This window comes from Bradyrhizobium sp. Arg237L (assembly GCF_029990105.1).
In the GTDB taxonomy this organism is placed as follows: domain Bacteria; phylum Pseudomonadota; class Alphaproteobacteria; order Rhizobiales; family Xanthobacteraceae; genus Bradyrhizobium.
In genome coordinates this window covers 107,602-123,041 of sequence record NZ_JAQMIL010000014.1, presented here as the reverse complement: position 1 = coordinate 123,041, position 15,440 = coordinate 107,602, and the positions used below count along the sequence as shown (strand labels likewise).

General features: G+C 62.3%; 12 protein-coding genes. 5 read left to right on the top strand and 7 right to left on the bottom strand.

Annotation, left to right across the window (positions count from 1 at the left end):
• Positions 1-37 precede the first annotated feature (37 nt).
• Positions 38-934, top strand: coding sequence for a DMT family transporter (locus OZ411_RS11355; RefSeq protein ID WP_282527994.1), 897 nt, complete (start codon positions 38-40; stop codon positions 932-934).
• Positions 935-1,056: 122 nt separating this feature from the next.
• Here the strand turns inward: OZ411_RS11355 and OZ411_RS11350 are convergent, their stop codons facing one another.
• Positions 1,057-1,461 (bottom strand): response regulator, encoded by a 405-nt coding sequence (locus tag OZ411_RS11350; protein ID WP_282527993.1) that lies wholly within the window; start codon positions 1,459-1,461, stop codon positions 1,057-1,059.
• A 209-nt stretch (positions 1,462-1,670) separates the two neighbouring features.
• Positions 1,671-2,354, bottom strand: coding sequence for a BA14K family protein (locus OZ411_RS11345; protein ID WP_349016997.1), 684 nt, complete (start codon positions 2,352-2,354; stop codon positions 1,671-1,673).
• 261 nt (positions 2,355-2,615) lie between these two features.
• Here OZ411_RS11345 and OZ411_RS11340 point away from each other — a divergent pair, with 261 nt between their 5' ends.
• Positions 2,616-3,026 carry an NADH:ubiquinone oxidoreductase subunit NDUFA12 gene (locus OZ411_RS11340; protein WP_282527992.1) on the top strand — a complete coding sequence of 137 codons (411 nt, stop codon included), beginning with the start codon at positions 2,616-2,618 and terminating at the stop codon, positions 3,024-3,026.
• 336 nt (positions 3,027-3,362) lie between these two features.
• Here the strand turns inward: OZ411_RS11340 and OZ411_RS11335 are convergent, their stop codons facing one another.
• Positions 3,363-4,049: a DJ-1/PfpI family protein gene (locus OZ411_RS11335; protein WP_282527991.1), complete on the bottom strand. Its 687-nt coding sequence runs from the start codon at positions 4,047-4,049 to the stop codon at positions 3,363-3,365.
• 120 nt (positions 4,050-4,169) lie between these two features.
• On the opposite strand from OZ411_RS11335, the gene OZ411_RS11330 reads away from it, so the two are divergent.
• Positions 4,170-5,108, top strand: a complete 939-nt coding sequence (locus tag OZ411_RS11330; RefSeq protein WP_282527990.1) for a GlxA family transcriptional regulator — start codon at positions 4,170-4,172, stop codon at positions 5,106-5,108.
• A 53-nt stretch (positions 5,109-5,161) separates the two neighbouring features.
• Here OZ411_RS11330 and OZ411_RS11325 read toward each other — a convergent pair whose 3' ends face one another.
• On the bottom strand, positions 5,162-7,807 hold the full coding sequence (locus OZ411_RS11325) for a putative Ig domain-containing protein (protein ID WP_282528018.1): 2,646 nt from the start codon (positions 7,805-7,807) through the stop codon (positions 5,162-5,164).
• A 646-nt stretch (positions 7,808-8,453) separates the two neighbouring features.
• Positions 8,454-10,286, bottom strand: coding sequence for a sensor histidine kinase (locus OZ411_RS11320; protein WP_282527989.1), 1,833 nt, complete (start codon positions 10,284-10,286; stop codon positions 8,454-8,456).
• A 238-nt stretch (positions 10,287-10,524) separates the two neighbouring features.
• Between OZ411_RS11320 and OZ411_RS11315 the strand changes: the two genes are divergently transcribed.
• On the top strand, positions 10,525-11,268 hold the full coding sequence (locus tag OZ411_RS11315; protein ID WP_282527988.1) for a response regulator transcription factor: 744 nt from the start codon (positions 10,525-10,527) through the stop codon (positions 11,266-11,268).
• Positions 11,269-11,324: 56 nt separating this feature from the next.
• Here OZ411_RS11315 and OZ411_RS11310 read toward each other — a convergent pair whose 3' ends face one another.
• A complete protein-coding gene (locus OZ411_RS11310; RefSeq protein ID WP_282527987.1) occupies positions 11,325-12,275 on the bottom strand; it encodes an alpha/beta hydrolase in 951 nt (316 codons plus the stop codon).
• Positions 12,276-12,514: 239 nt separating this feature from the next.
• Here OZ411_RS11310 and OZ411_RS11305 point away from each other — a divergent pair, with 239 nt between their 5' ends.
• A complete protein-coding gene (locus OZ411_RS11305; protein WP_282527986.1) occupies positions 12,515-13,519 on the top strand; it encodes a DUF2155 domain-containing protein in 1,005 nt (334 codons plus the stop codon).
• 1,125 nt (positions 13,520-14,644) lie between these two features.
• On the opposite strand, the gene aat is transcribed toward OZ411_RS11305, so the two are convergent.
• Complete coding sequence (aat, locus tag OZ411_RS11300; protein WP_130582765.1) at positions 14,645-15,325, bottom strand: leucyl/phenylalanyl-tRNA--protein transferase; 681 nt, start codon at positions 15,323-15,325, stop codon at positions 14,645-14,647.
• Positions 15,326-15,440: the final 115 nt, after the last annotated feature.

The following is a 15,440-nucleotide window of genomic DNA, read 5'->3' as shown; positions in this document are numbered from 1 at the left end:
GCATGGTCGCCGCCGATTCCATTCCCTGCCGGGCTCCATGACAGAATCAAAACCGACCGCGCGCGGCCGACTCGCGCCTGCGGGCTTCTTGTTCCTCGCCGTCACTTCGGTGGGCTGGGGCTTCAACTGGCCGGTGACGAAGTACCTGCTGAGCGAGCTGCCACCGCTGACGCTGCGCGGCGCGACCGGCGTGGTCGGGGCCGTGCTGCTGGCCCTGCTTGCGGTCGTTCGCGGGCAGAGCCTGTCGGTCGGGCGCGCGATGTGGCTGCGCTTGATGCTGGCGTCGCTACTGAACGTCACCGGCTGGATGGTGCTGATGGGGCTCGCGCTGCTCTGGCTGCCGGCCAGCGAAGCCGCGCTGATCGCCTACACCATGCCGGTCTGGGCCTCGTTGCTGGCCTGGCCGGTGCTTGGCGAACGGCCGACGCTGCTCCGCACGATCGCGCTGCTGATGGCGTTTGCCGGGCTCGCCGCCATCATGGGCAGCAACGGAATTGCTGCGAGCCGCGAAAAGCTGCCGGGTATCATCATGGCGATTATCGGCGCCTTCGGCTTTGCGCTCGGCGCGGTGCTCGCGAAGAAATTGCCGTTGAAGATGGAGCCGATCCCGGCGGCGGCCTGGCAGATTGGGCTCGGCTGCCTGCCGGTGGCCGTGGTCGGTCTTCTCATCGAGACCTCGCATCTTGATCGCGTGACGACACTCGGCTGGTGGCTGCTCGTCTATTCAATCCTGATCCAGTTCTGCATCGCCTATGTGAGCTGGTTCGCCGCGCTCAGGCGGTTGCCGGCCTCGATCGCGGCGATCGGCACCATGGCGGTCCCCGTGATTGGCGTGGTGGCGTCCGCAATCGCGCTGGGCGAGCCGCTCGGGCCGACGCAGGTCGCAGCGCTCATCTTCACGCTCGCCGCGGTCGTGCTGGCCACACGGTCCTAGAGCGTGATGATTTTTCTTCGAATCATCACCCCGCTCTATCTTTTTGCTTGAGCATGATCTTTTCGGAAAACCGGTGTCCACTTTTCCGGATCATGCTCTAGCTGCTCGACCGCCTTGTGTCGTTACTTCAAGAGGCGGGACGATGCCGCTGATTGAGCGAGGCATTCGTTGACGGTGGTGATCAGCGCCTCCGGTGTGAATGGCTTGCGCAGGCAGCGCGCGGCGCCGAGTTCGAGGGTCATGCGCAGGAAATCCGGCGCTCGCTCGGCGTTGGCGAAGGCGTAGCCGGACATCGCGATGATCGGGATGTCGGGCGCGCGCTCATGAAAGATCCGGATCGATTCGAAGCCGCTCATATGCGGCATGAAGACATCGATCAGCATCACATCGAAGCCTCGATCCTCGAGCGCGACCATCCCGGCCTCGCCGCCGTCGGCGACGGTGACATCAAAACCCTTGCGCTTCAGACAGACCTCGATGGCGGCGCACACCATGGGGTCATCATCGACCACGAGAACGCGCGGCACGACGGATCCTTTTGTTGAGATGATATCTGCAGATGCCGACCCGCACGGCCGACTCGTTGATTAAGGCGGAAGCGCGATAGCACGTCTGCAAGATGCCGTGCATATGAGATTCGCTTGCGAGCTAATTCACGTTCGCGAAACTGAAGGCGACCTCTCAACAAAAAAGGGCGGCTTTCGCCGCCCTTTTTCACGCAAGAGGTATCAGCCGGTCAGGGGCAGGGATGACGCTGACCGTCATAGCCAAGATAGGTGCCCGACGCCGGGTCGTAGGACTTGTAGCGCTGCTGGCAGTAGGCGACGTCACCGCCGCCAGGCGCGACCGCAACCGCAGCGCTGTCATCGTAGTAGCCGTCGTCGTAGCCCGCTCCGTATCCATAGCCGCCATAATAGTCGTCGTAATAGGCGCTCGACGCGAGCGCGCCGCCGATCACGGCGCCAGCAGCAACACCAGGCCAAACTCCGTAGCCGCGGTGACCATAGCCGCCGCGCCAGCCGGGCCGATACCCTCCGCTCCACCCGGGCCGGCCGCCGCTCCAACCAGGATTAGCAACCGCGCCGCCGCGGAAGGCGGGGGCGCCCGCGAACTTGGTGCCGAGGCCGGCTCCGCCGCCGGCAAAGGCGCCGCCTCGGTAGCCACCGCCACCGCCGGCATAGCTGCCGCCTCGGAAGCCACCGCCGCCGCCGGCAAAGCCGCCACCCCGGAAGCCGCCGCCTCCGCCGGCAAAGCCGCCTCCGCGGAATCCACCTCCACCGCCTCCAATGGCCGCTCCGCCGCCGCCGCCCCGCCCGGCCGAGAACTTGGTACCCTGCGCAAAACCTTCGCTCGGCACCACGAGCGGCAGCGCCAGCGCGAACGCCGCGGCGGTGCCTAAAATCTTGAGATTGATCATCATTGGGACTCCATCTGCGGGACATGACCCAACCCTTTCCAGGGGCCGGTGTTCCCGAGCCTCGCGCCACCTTGCTGCGCAGGGCCTCAACCTCTCAGATAGGAACTGTATGGCGAATGAACGGGTTAGACGAAATTCCGCGACAATTGGCCGCCAACACTACACCGTGTTGTTCCGCCCTGGGGCACAACACGTGCGGCAATCTGGACAATTCGATCCGCGGATGGCATCACAGCCCAACGATCCCGAACCGGCCGGCGCTTCATGAAACAATTCCTGCTCAAAATCTTCACGTGGTGGAACGGCCAGACCTTTGGCACGCAGCTCTGGACTTGGCGATTCGGCGAACTCGTCGGTACGGACGAGCAGGGCAATCGCTACTATCGCACCCGTGGCGGCAAGATCGATCCGGTCCTGCATTTCGAGCGCCGCTGGGTGATCTATAACGGCTACGCCGAAGCCTCGCGGGTGCCGCCGTCATGGCACGGCTGGTTGCATCACGTGGTCGACATGCCACCGACCGAAGAGAAGTACACGCCGCGGGAATGGGAAAAGCCGCATGTGCCGAACATGACGGGCACGCCGGCGGCGTATCGTCCGTCCGGCTCGACGCTGGCGAGCGGCCGCCGCCCAAAGGCGACCGGCGACTATCAGCCCTGGACACCCGCGAGCTGAATCAACCTCATTCGTACGTTGTGCGAGCGCGCAATTGCGCGTGCAGCGCACGCGCGCCTGTGAACAACGGTAACAACGGGGACGGGCAGTACGGCCTTCTTGCGCGTCACGCGCGATTGGAGCTCAATACGGTCATCTTACGGAGGTGGATGACCACCGCGTCGGATCGGGCTCCAGAATCGCGACTGCCCCGATGAGCAGCGGCCTCCGAGTGGGATGCGGCCGGGACATAGGCCCCCGGTGCAGACGTCCTGAAATCGCCCGTTAATGTGAGGCCACCGTAAGACAGGAAAGGCCGCCCGGGAAACCTGGCGGCCTTTTTCTTTGCGTTGAAATTTATGCGAGCCGTGCCGCGGCGCGGGCGATCATCTCGCCGCGGCGCGCCTGTGACGATGCCATCTTCTCTTTCATGAAGGCGAGGATTTCGGCCGGCGCAGTGTCCGGCGAGCCGGCGTTGAACGGCGGCTTCGGATTGTATTCGAGCCGAAGCTGGATGGCTTCCGCCGTCCTGCGGTCGACCAGCTCCGACACCAGTGTCAGCGCGAAATCGATGCCGGCGGTGACGCCGCCGCCGGTGATGCGGTTGCGGTCGATGCAGACCCGCGTTCGCGCCGGGATCGCGCCGAACGCGCCAAGGAAATCGATCGCCGACCAGTGCGTCGCGGCGCGATAACCTTTGAGCAGACCGGCGGCGCCGAGCACCAGCGAGCCCGTGCAGACCGAGGTGATGTACTTCGCGCCCTCCGCCTGCTTGCGCAGGAAGGCGAGCATCTCCTCGTCGTTGACCATGTCGTCGGCGCCCATGCCGCCGGGGACGCAGATCACGTCGAGTTGCGGGCAGTCGGCAAAGCTGACCGTCGGCATCAGCGCCAGCGCGGTATCGCTCGGCACCGGCTCGATCCGTTTCCACACCACATGCACTTTGGCCCCGGGCACGGAGGAGAACACCTGCAGCGGACCGGTAAGGTCGAGCTGCGTCACCTTTGGAAACACCAGAAGTCCGATCTGTAGCGGGGTGGACATGGGAGCGCCTCAATATCGGTTGACCGCGACACAATGGCATGGTGGCCTCATGTCCAAAATGGCATAATTCCCTCATTTCAGGACAATCCTCCGTTTTGGAGACCGATAGGAGAAGGTCTGATGATCGGCGTGCTCATCTTCCCTGAGTTTCAATTGCTGGATGCCGCCGGCCCGATCTCGGCCTTCGAGATCGCCGCGCGCTCTGCCGACAATCCGCCCGCGTTGAAGGTGATCGCGGTGACGCCGGGGCCCGTGCGTTCGTCCTCGGGCGCCGAGATGTTCGCGCGAGGGCTGCGACCGTCGGCGGCGATCACGACCCTGATCGTCGCGGGCGGCGAGGGGGTGCGTACGGCGGCGAGGTGCGCAAAGACGCTGGCGTTCGTGCGCATGCTGGCCAAGCGCGGTGTCCGCATCGCGAGCGTCTGCTCGGGCGCCTATATCCTCGCCGAAGCCGGCCTGCTCGACGGCCGCCGCGCCACCACGCATTGGCAGCGGACCAAGCATTTCGTTTCCGCCTATCCGAAAGTGAAGCTCGAGCCGGATCGCATCTTCACCCGCGACGACAACATCTGGACTTCGGCCGGGATCAGCGCCGGGATCGACCTGGCGCTGGCGATGATCACCGAGGACTATGGCGAGGAGATCGCGCAAAAGACCGCGCGGCATCTCGTGCTCTATCACCGCCGCAGCGGCGGCCAGTCGCAATTCTCCTCGCTATTGGAGTTGAAGGCTTCAAACGGCCGCTTCGGCCCGTTGCTCGCCTGGGCGCGCGAGCATCTCGATGCGCCGCTGACGGTCGAGGACTTGGCGGAGAAGGCCGGCATGAGCTCGCGCCACTTCACCCGCGCCTTCGTCGCGGAGACCGGCACGACGCCATCGAAAGCGGTGGAACGCCTGCGCATCGAGGTGGCGCGGCAGCGCGTGCAGTCCTCCGTCGAGGCCATCGAGCGCGTCGCAGAGGCGACCGGCTTTCGCGATCCCGAGCGGATGCGCCGCGCCTTCATCCGCGCCTTCGGCCAGCCGCCGCAATCGCTGCGGCGTGCGGCGAGGGCGGGTTAGTTAGAGCGTTTTCGAGCGAAGTGGGTACCGGGCCGCGTGATCCGGCAGCACGATCAGAACTTCGCCCCAAGCCCCAGCTTCCCACCGACGGATGACTGACCCCGCCCTTCGACATTGTAGAGAAGTCCCGCGTCGAGCGTCCATTGGTCTTGAGTCTTCAGGGAAACACCTGCGGTGAAAGTGCCGAACACACCAGAACCATCGAGGCCGGAATAGCCACCCGTCCCTCCAACCTTCGGCGTGAGGATCGAACCGTTGCCGAGCAAGTAGGATCGCGCGATTTCTGCGCCGACACTGACGCGGAGTTGGCGCGCGTCAAAGCCACTGATCGCTATTTGATCCCTCGCGCTGTTGCTCACCACATAGTCTTCGACTCTTTCCGAGAAGTAGACGGCTCGCAACCTCGGCGTCAGCACGGTCACCTTGTCGAGATTCCATTGCCCCTTGACCGAGGAGTCGATCATCCACCGCTTCGTGTCGAATGTTCCGTTCCAGAATCTCGTGTCGATATTGTTCGCGGAGCCGCCATAACGCAGGCTCGTGTCCCAGAACACGCCCTTGCCGAGTTCGAACGACGCGTATGGGCCTGCGAGCCAGCCATTGCCGGTGAGTTTGGTATCTTCCTTGCTCGGATCGATCATCCGGTCAAAGTGGAACGAAAATCCAACAAGAGCTTTTTCCGTCAACAGGTAATCCGCTCCGAGATTGACCATGGCGAAACTGCCCCACTTGCCGTCATTTTCAGTGCGATTGTGGGCCAGCATCGCGCCATTGATCCAGAGATTGAAAGGCAAGGATGCTGCCGCGGAAGCGCCAGACTTGGTGTCGCGAGCACCTTGCATCTGCGCGAGGCTGGTGGCGAAGTTGAGCGTCAATCCACTTTCCGACGGCAGTACGCGTGCCGTGACGGGATCCTTGTCTCGTCCCATCTGCTGGCGCTCCATCAAGCCCGGAACGCTGATCGTGGAAGAGATCATGTTCTGGCGGGTCTGTACGAAGCCGTGGACCAGGGCATCAATATCCCGGGCCACCTTCTGCGCATCGTGACTCAGCTTGTAGGTGACGGTTCCTGTGTTGGAGACTCCGAGCGCGCTCGTCAGACGAAATCCCACGCGCACTTGGCCAGAATAGGCAGGATCGGGTTTGAACCGGAGGTACCAGCCTGTTGGCGGCGCCGGGCCCGCTTGCGCCAGTTGACCGCGGGTAATCTTGGCGCTTCCAGCATTGGCGGGTTCAACGGAAACGATATCCGCTGACGTAAACGGCCCTCCGGTTGCGCCGCGATTGAGATTGACGTCCCCGGGCGTCGAACCGGCCGGCACATCGATCACCTGGTCGGTGACGGTGACTTTCTGTGCATTGACCTTCAGGCTGTATGCGGCCGTACCGATCGCACCATGGCCATCCTGAACTTGGAGTGTGAATGTGTAATTGGCCGGCCCGGCAGTGGGCGCAAGCGGCCCGGTAAGTTCACCGGTCGAGATGTTCAGGGTCATACCTTTTGGGAGAGCGCCTGAAGCGACGCTGTAGATGAACGGGGCGGCGCCACCCTTGGCGGATATTGGCTGCCTGTATTCCTCGCCCGCCATGGCTTCCGGCAGGCTGCCGGCAGGAGGCGTAAACGCGAACGACGCAGCCGACGCCGAAATGGCGATCGTATAACCTGCCGACCCGGTAATCCTGTTGGCATCCGTAGCTGTGACGGTGAAGCTGGAATTGCTTGTCGCCGTCGGAGTACCGCTGATTTTTCCGGTGGACGGATCGAGCGACAGGCCGCCCGGAAGCGAACCGGACGTGACGGCATAGCCATAGGGCGCTGTTCCGCCGGATGCGGTGACGGTCTGGCTGTAGGCAACGCCAATCGTACCGCCGGCCAGTGCTCCCGCCGAAGGCGAGAGCGAAACGGCGCCGGGCGCGGAGATCGTCAGCGTGTAGGCCGCCGAGCCGGTAGCTCTATTGGCGTCGGTCGCGGTGATGGTGAAGCCAGAACTGCCCACGGTCGTCGGGGTACCGCTGACCTTTCCGGTAGACGGATCGAGCAGCAAACCGCTTGGTAGCGAACCGGAGGTGACCGCATAGGTATAGGGCGCGGTCCCGCCCGAGGCTGTCACGGTCTGGCTATAGGCGATGCCGGTCGTGCCGCCTGTCAGCGCTCCCGCGGCAGGAGAGAGCGTCAGATTAGCAGGCGGGTTCACAACGAGCGTGTAGCGAACCCCACTCAAGAAAGTGAAAATGTAGGTCCCGGCCTGTTGTGGAGTGCCGCCCAGAACGACCCTCACCGCACTCTCTTGCGTTAGAGTCATCCCCGGAGGGATGCTCCCCGAGATCGGAGTGGGTTGTCCGTCAGTAGACATCCGCTGGGGCTCATAGGCCACGCCGACGGTCGCAGCCGGCAGCGTGATATCGGCACCGATCGAGATCTGATAGGTCGCAGATGCAGTACTAGCAGCGCTGTCGGTGACGGTTACCGTAAAAATCAGCCGGCTGATTGTGCGTGTCGGTGTCCCGGTGATGGCGCCGGAAGCTGCGTTGAGCGTCAAGCCATCCGGGAGTGATCCCGAGGTGACCGCGAAGGTGTACGAGCCGGTCCCACCCGAGGCACCAAGGGCTAGACTGTAAGCATCTCCCACAGTTCCCCCAGTTATTTGGCCGGCAGCAGGCGAGAGGGTGAGTGGCGCCGGAGCTGGGCCGCTGCACATGGCACGAACGTCAATTATAGCGGGCCCCACACTGACGCCCGTGTACAAATTGAACGTCTGACTCCCTGAGGAGTTGATAGCCAAACTTCCCGTAGTCGATGGCGTATTTATTGAATCGCTTGTCGTAAGGTTCGCTAGAATTGTGTTGGTGTAGAGAGTTGAGTTGTTGACAAACGATATTGTTTCTCCCGCTTCGAACGTAGCTGGGCCGTATGTAATGCTTTGACTGCTTCCGCTCAGCGCGCCGCCTGCAACAGCGCTACATCCCGCCGACAGTGCATGAGCCTGCCCGCACATGGCGAAAACCGTAAGAATAAGCGCGACGAATAATGCGCGCGCGCCAACCCCAGCGCGCCTTGCCCGCAACGCGTCATCGTCGCGCAATTCCGCCGGATACTTCGCGCCCACTCTTTGCCCCCAAGTCCTGCGCCTGAGCTGCCTCTCGCGCGCAATGCGCAAGCCCGAGCCGCATTGGGGGAAAATAGCGGAAGCCCCAGGAAAACCTTAGAAACCAATCGTAACGTTGGTAGCGAAACGAAACGGAACGCAACGAAAACCGTGGCGAATTCACAACACTCGCGACGGAGTAGATTCACACCGACGCAATGGTCAGGTGGCATCGGGCTCGAGATGCACTGAACTTCGCTCAGGCCCCGCGGGCGGGCAAAGTGATTCGTACGGTGGTGCCTTCGCATTCTCGGCTTTGTACGGTGGCCGAACCGCCATGCGCAGTTGCAATCTTGGCGACGAGGAAGAGGCCAAGCCCTGAACCGTCGGTCCCCTTCGCATTCGAGCCGCGCACGGAATTCTCGAACACATGGGGGAGATCACGCTCCGGAATACCTATGCCATGATCGGTTACGGTTATCGCGATGCCATCCGTCGTCTTATCGAGCGATAACGCGATCGGGGAGGCACCCTTCAGGGCGGCATATTTGACGGCATTCTCCAACACGTTGAGGATTGCGAGTTCGAGCATATCCGTATCAGCAGCGAGTTTGATATCGGCGGCATCGGGCGCAATATGAAGGTCGATCTCCGGACCTGTCAGCAGGTCGCGGCTGCGTTGATGTGCGGCGACGACAATGGACCTGGCAGTTGCCGGCGCGAGGCGAGCTCGAAAGGCAGGCCCCTGCAGGCGGCTGCGTGCGAGATTGGTCTCAAGAACTTCCACCAATTGCGCTACCGAGCGTCGTATGCGCATGATGCGGTCATGGTTCGCCTTATCACTCTTTGCCAGTGAAAGGCCGAGGCTGTCGACGCTGGAGCGGATCGCCGCGAGAGATGCGCGATACTGGTGTGATATGACTTCCAGAAAGCGGACCTGCCGGAATTGCGACTGCATTTCAGCTTGCAGGGCTTCCTCCGCGACGCGCCTCTCGGCCGCTTGCGCGAGTGAGAGGGCTTCGGCCTTTCGTAGCCACACCGCCAGCGAGCCAGTGAGCAGAATCGTCATAATCAGACCCGAAACGCCGTAGGCGTGATAACTCCATTCCGGCATCAGGTCGAAGCCCAATCGGTCTCGAAGGGTGATGAGAAGGCCTAGGGCGATGGCCGTGAATGCGGCAGCTCGAAGTCGACTGACCGCCCCGTCTTCGTTCAGGTACCACAAGCCTAAAAGGAAGTTGACGATTCCGGCCAGCATGCTCACCGACGAGCCGATAGGACCGAAGACGAGGTTGCGTCCCGCGAACGCGAATCCGATGCCCACTATCCCTATGGCGGCGTAGGCGAGGTAAAGCCCGTGAAGCCAGATCGATTTTCTTCGCAGATCAAGCAGGCTCGAACAGGCGAGAGCGCTAAATGCCAACCCCATCCAGGCGTTGAAGCCTAGAAAGAGATCGTTGGCCCACCCGGTGCCACGGAACAATAACACATGACTGAGCCCGAGATTGCCCGCGTAGACCAACATCACACCAAGTGTGCTGAGGGCCACGAGCAGATATTGCCTTTTGCGGTCGAAGCAAAAGAACACGAGGTGAATGACGAACAACACGCTCATGCCACCGAACCAGGCGCCATAGATTCCGCCGACGAGGGCGGCCGACCGCGTATGGCCCTGGACTGTTTCGAGTCTCAGATTCAGCTGGGTGGACGAGTTGGTATTCAGCAGGCGGATATAGACAATGGTCTTTTCGCCCGCGGCGAACTCGAGCCGTACCGCATTGTCCAGCCCGGAAAAGCTATCGTGCGGGAGTGGCCGATGATCGCCCGCCTCATGGAGGGTAAAGTCGTTCTTGGAGGATCCAGTACCTGGCTTGGCGACGTAGATGTCGATCGTGTCAATAAAGTTCGGTGTGAGGGATAGAATGCCTTCGGCATTGACCGGGGCGGGTAAGGTCAGTCGGAGCCATGCGGCATGACCGATGTAGCCAAAGTTGATGTTCTGGCCGGAAACGGGACGGAATTCCGTTTGGCGGGCCGGCGTCAGGACGTCCTGCAGCGTCAGAGTCGATGAAGGATCAGTCAGCACGGCCACGTTCCCCCCGATAGCTGGAAGGTGGGAAGCAGCTTCCGCGCTGACGGAGAGAATGCAAAATGTCAGCACTGACAGCCACAGCGAGAGGCAATGGCGCGTGCCACGCCGAACGGGAGCCGTCCACCGCTCTCGTGCAGCGTTCGTCAAAATTGTTATTGTTTTGGCTGGGGCAAATAGCAATAGCACTGCTGCTAACATCGTAGAATCTTCTTCACCACTCCTGGTCTAGTTCTTTATGATGACTGAGAATTCATTCATACGGGAATCCGAGAGGCCGATCGTCTCCCAGAACGTCAGCATCCTGCTTGTGGAAGACCACAGCGAGTTTCGCCAGAGTATCGCGGATTATCTGCGCCTTCGCGGTATGCGGGTGACCGAGGCGGCTTCCGGCATCGAATTTTACAGAGCGCTGCGTCAAGCGCGCTTTGACGTCGCCGTGCTTGACATCAACTTGCCGGACACAAGTGGATTTGATCTCGCGGCCGAACTTTCGGCGCGTGAGGACATGGGCATCATCATGCTGACCGCGCGCAAGGAACGAGAGGATCGCTTGCGCGGATATGGCGATGGCGCGCATCTCTACTTCACCAAGCCCGTCGATAGTGAGGAATTGGCGCTGGCCATCGAGAATCTCGCACGACGCGGCAGACAGCAGGTTAATCGTGCCGTTGGGAATTCCAGCAGCACGTTACGTCTCGATCGAGCCCGCCAGACGCTCCATGACCCAGCGGGACGATTTGTCAGGCTATCCGGCCGAGAGCTGGTGTTGCTTGACTACTTGGCAACCCGCCCGAATATCACGGTATCGCGCGAAGAGATCGCCGGACTCTTTGGAGATATTGAGCCAGACCCAGAAAGCCGTGCCCTGGACGCCGCTCTCACTCGCCTCCGCGCCAAGCTCAAGGCCAAGGATGTTGAGTTGCCATTGCGGGTCATTAAAGGTGTTGGCTTGCGCCTGATGGCGAACATTAAAGTCGAATGAACATCGACCGGTTTCCCCTGCGTGAACTTAGTTACCTTGAGCGGTCGCCCGTTCGGTTACGCGTTGAGCTGCCTCAGCCACGCGCCGATATCGGTCGCTGCAACATTGGCCTGGTTGAGCAATTTGCCCATGGTGAAGAAGCCATGGAACTGGCCGGGAAAGTGCTTGTAGGTCACGGGCACTCCGGCTGCCTTGAGGCGTTCGGCATATTCGTCGCCTTCATCGCGCAAGGGATCGGCGCCGGCGGTCAGCACATAGGCCGGCGGCAGGCCAATCAGGGTCGTCGCCCGAGCCGGCGAAGCGCGCCAATCATGCGCGTCGGCGGCGCCGCCAAGATAGTGATCGCGAAACCAGCGGATGACGGAGTGCGTGAGCAGGATGCTGGTTTCGGGCTCGCTGTGCGAGGGATGCGTCATCGCGAAATCGACCGCCGGATAGATCAGCACTTGTCCCGCGATCGCAGGAGCATTGCCGTCGCGCGCAGCGATCGACACGACCGCGGCGAGATTGCCGCCGGCGCTGTCACCGCCGACGCAAAGGCGCGCCGCGTCGATGCCGAGCTGCCTCGCGTTTGCCGCCACCCATTTCGTTGCGGCGATGGCATCGTCGACGGCCGCAGGGAATTTGTGCTCGGGCGCGAGACGATAGTCGACGGAGATCACGATCAGCTCGCCTTCATCGGCAAGCTTCCGGCAGACCACATCATGGGTGTCGAGATCGCCGATCACCCAGCCACCGCCGTGGAAGAACACCAGCGCCGGCGACAGCCCGTCCTTCTGGCGCAGCTTCTTGGGCCTGTAGACCCGCGCCGGGATCGTGCCGTGGGGCGCGGGGATCAACAGCGGTTCGACCTGTGCCAGCTCCGGCGGCTCGGGATTGCTGACAAAGCGGGCCTGCGAATAATACGCACGCGCTTCCGGGGCGGTCAGCGTTTCGTAAGCGGGCCGGCCGGCCTCCTGAAAGGCCTTGAAGACGGCGGCGGCATCGGGATCGAGAACGATAGGCATATTGGATGGGCTTCCTCTGGATCATCCGCTTTCCGGATTTTTTGCTGTTTTCCGCGTGGCGGTCCGCAGACCTCGGCGAGAGCCGGAACTATTTCATGGGGCAGGGAGCCTGACCAGTGGCGGAAGCCCGCCCTTTCCCCGCCGTATTCGGCGTGTTAACCGGTGATCCTGCGAGCGGCATGTAGCCAATAATTGATTAGTATGTTCAAAGCCCGATTCGTTCCTTGAAGCCGCGCGAGATGCTCCGAACCGTTGCCCTGACTGGCTTTGCGGCCCTGATCGCCGCCTCAACCCTCCCGCTTGCGCCGCCCGCGCGCGCGCAGATCGGTACTATTTTCTCCGATCCCGCCCCGCGCCCGCCGGGTGCGATTCCGCGTGGTGGCCAGCAGGCGGCTCCCGAGGACGAGGAGGAAGTGCCGGAATTGCCGCGCGGCCGATTGCTGCCGACGCCGAACCGGCCATTGCCGGGGCAGGGTGTGCCGCCACCGGGCAGCTTCCAGTCGCAGCCTCTGGCGCCACCGCCGGGCACCCAGGGACCGCCTCCGAATGCGCCGCCCGCGGTCGCCGTGCAGCCGCCGTCGCCCGGGGCTCCTCCCAATGTCGCCAACGCGCCGCCTGGTGCCAATCCGTTGCCGGGATTGCCGCCCGGGCAGCGCCAGCCCAAGAGCGTGCCGCAGACGCCGGCCACGCTCCAGCCCGGCGACGAGGTGGTGAGCGAGCCGCCGTCGACCAAGATCGCGAACAAGAAGGCGACCTTCTCCGGGCTCGACAAGATCACCGGGCGCATCATCAATTTCGAGGAGGATATCGGCGAGACCGTGCAGTTCGGTGCGCTGCGCGTGAAGACGGACGCCTGCTATACGCGGCCCTCGACGGAAGCCGCCAACACCGATGCCTTTGTCGAGGTCGACGAGATCACGCTACAGGGCGAGGTGAAGCGGATTTTTTCGGGCTGGATGTTTGCAGCGAGTCCGGGCCTGCACGGTGTCGAGCATCCGATCTATGACATCTGGCTGACCGACTGCAAAGGGCCGGAGCAGACCATCGTCAACGCGGCGCCCGATCTGCCGAAACAGCCGGCCCCACCGCCGGCACAGAAGAGGCCGCCGGCGCAGAAGCAGGCCGCCCCGCGTCCGCCGCCGCAGCAGCAGCCGCAATACCAGCAGCCGCCGGCGCAGCCCCAACCGCCGCCACCTCCACCGCAGCAGCGGCCCGGCGGGCTCTTCAGCATATTCGGGAACTGAGAACCTCAAACGTTGGTCAGGCGGCTGTCAGCGCTTGTTAGCGGGGAGGCCAGCTCCCCGCGCAACGCTGATCATAAGATCCACAATGCTGCCGAAAGGACTAAGTCCCGACCGACTTGGCAAGGTTCGTTTGGCAGGGTTTCGAATGGCGGCGCGAACCCTTGTCCCACGCAATCTTGGCTGCACCGTCTGGAGGCCTACTGCTGACGGCACACCTCAGCGGAGATTTGATCTCCGACCTTTATGAGGCCCTGCAGGACAGCTCCTGCTGTTGTGCCGAGTCCGGGAATAAATGCGACGATGCCCGCCACGAATCCCAGAACGGGCTTGGCTTGGGGCCAAATTGAACAAAAATCACCACCAACTGCCTCAGCCGTTGCGCCACCGGCTGCCTGGGCCGCTGGGCCACCGGCTGACTGGGCCGCGGCGGCGCGCACGTGCTCCGTAATTTCCTGCGCTAACTGCGTTGCGTCTAACGGCATCGTCCTCTCCTCCTTTGTTTTGAACATGTTGTCTTGAACGAATAGCTTCCCCTCACGATCCGCTGAGCGGTCGCGTGAAGTGTGAAGCAGTAAATTTCAGACGTGAGATCTTCCGCTCTTCGCGGCAGTTTGGTGCCGCCCGCTAGACAACAGCGGCTCTGAAGCCGCTCATCTATTCGAGCAACTGTGCGTCAACTCAGCTATTGGGTATCATTCCGAACTCAGATGTCGGGAGCACAACGATGTATGTGCTGTTGTCCAAATCCGAACACCTGACTTTACCTGTCGACTTGGCGTTCAGCCGCAATCACCTCTTTCGACGACTAATCGCTTCTGAAACTTCGTGAATCTGCAAAATGTGCTGTGCGAAATAATCAACGTAACGTTGTATTAAGCTACGCCGCAGGATCGATTGAGTCAATGAGATGGTCACTTGATGGGACACTAATTCTCTTGGTCAGCAATCATGGATCGCTGGTGCAAACGATCCCGCAAGCGCATACGAACGAGCGAACGCTGCCGACTTACATTGCTGCTTTGCTTTCAATCAGCCGCCGTTGAGACCAGGCATTGCGCGTCTGCGGAGGCTGCACTGGGTATGATCAGGCAGCCAGATGGAGCGCACGCCTTATCCGGGCTACGCTTACGCGCGCTCTGCGATGATCGCGAGCGCATCGGCGCCCTTGATCGGCTGATCGGTCGGCAACTTCAGGAAATCAGCGGGCGCACCTGAGATCGCCTGGTCGAGCAGCGCGCGATAGCGGCGGCGGGGGATTTCGAGCGCACCGAAACTGCGCAGGTGCTCAGTGACATATTGCGTGTCGAGCAACTCAAAGCCGCCGGCAATCAGCCGCGCCACCAGATGCACCAGGGCGACCTTCGAGGCGTCGCGCGCCGTGTGGAACATGCTCTCGCCGAAGAAGGCGCGCCCCAGGCTGACGCCGTAGAGACCGCCGACCAGTTCGCCGTCCTGCCAGGCCTCGACGCTGTGGCAGTGGCCGAGCCGATGCAGCCCGACATAGAGCTCGCGGATGCGCTTATTGATCCAGGTGTCCTCGCGTCCTTCCGCCGGAGCGGCGCAGCCGGCAATGACGGCCTTGAATGCGGTGTTGACCGTCACGGTGAACGCATCCGAACGCACCGTGCGCGCCAATCGCGAGGTGATGCGAAAGCCTTCGAGCGGGATCACGCCGCGCATTTCCGGCTCGACCCAGAACAGGGTGGGGTCGTCGGCGCTCTCGGCCATCGGAAAGATGCCGCAGGCATAGGCGCGCAGCAGCACGTCGGGTGTGATCTCGGATGCGGCGGAGTCGCGCGATGTCATGGTTGCAGGATAGCAGGCGAGCGCAGGCGGCGCGATAGGGGCTGATACGCCAGCATGATCCGGAAAGGTGGAAACCGGTTTTCCGAAAAGAGCATGCTCAAACAACGAGATGAGA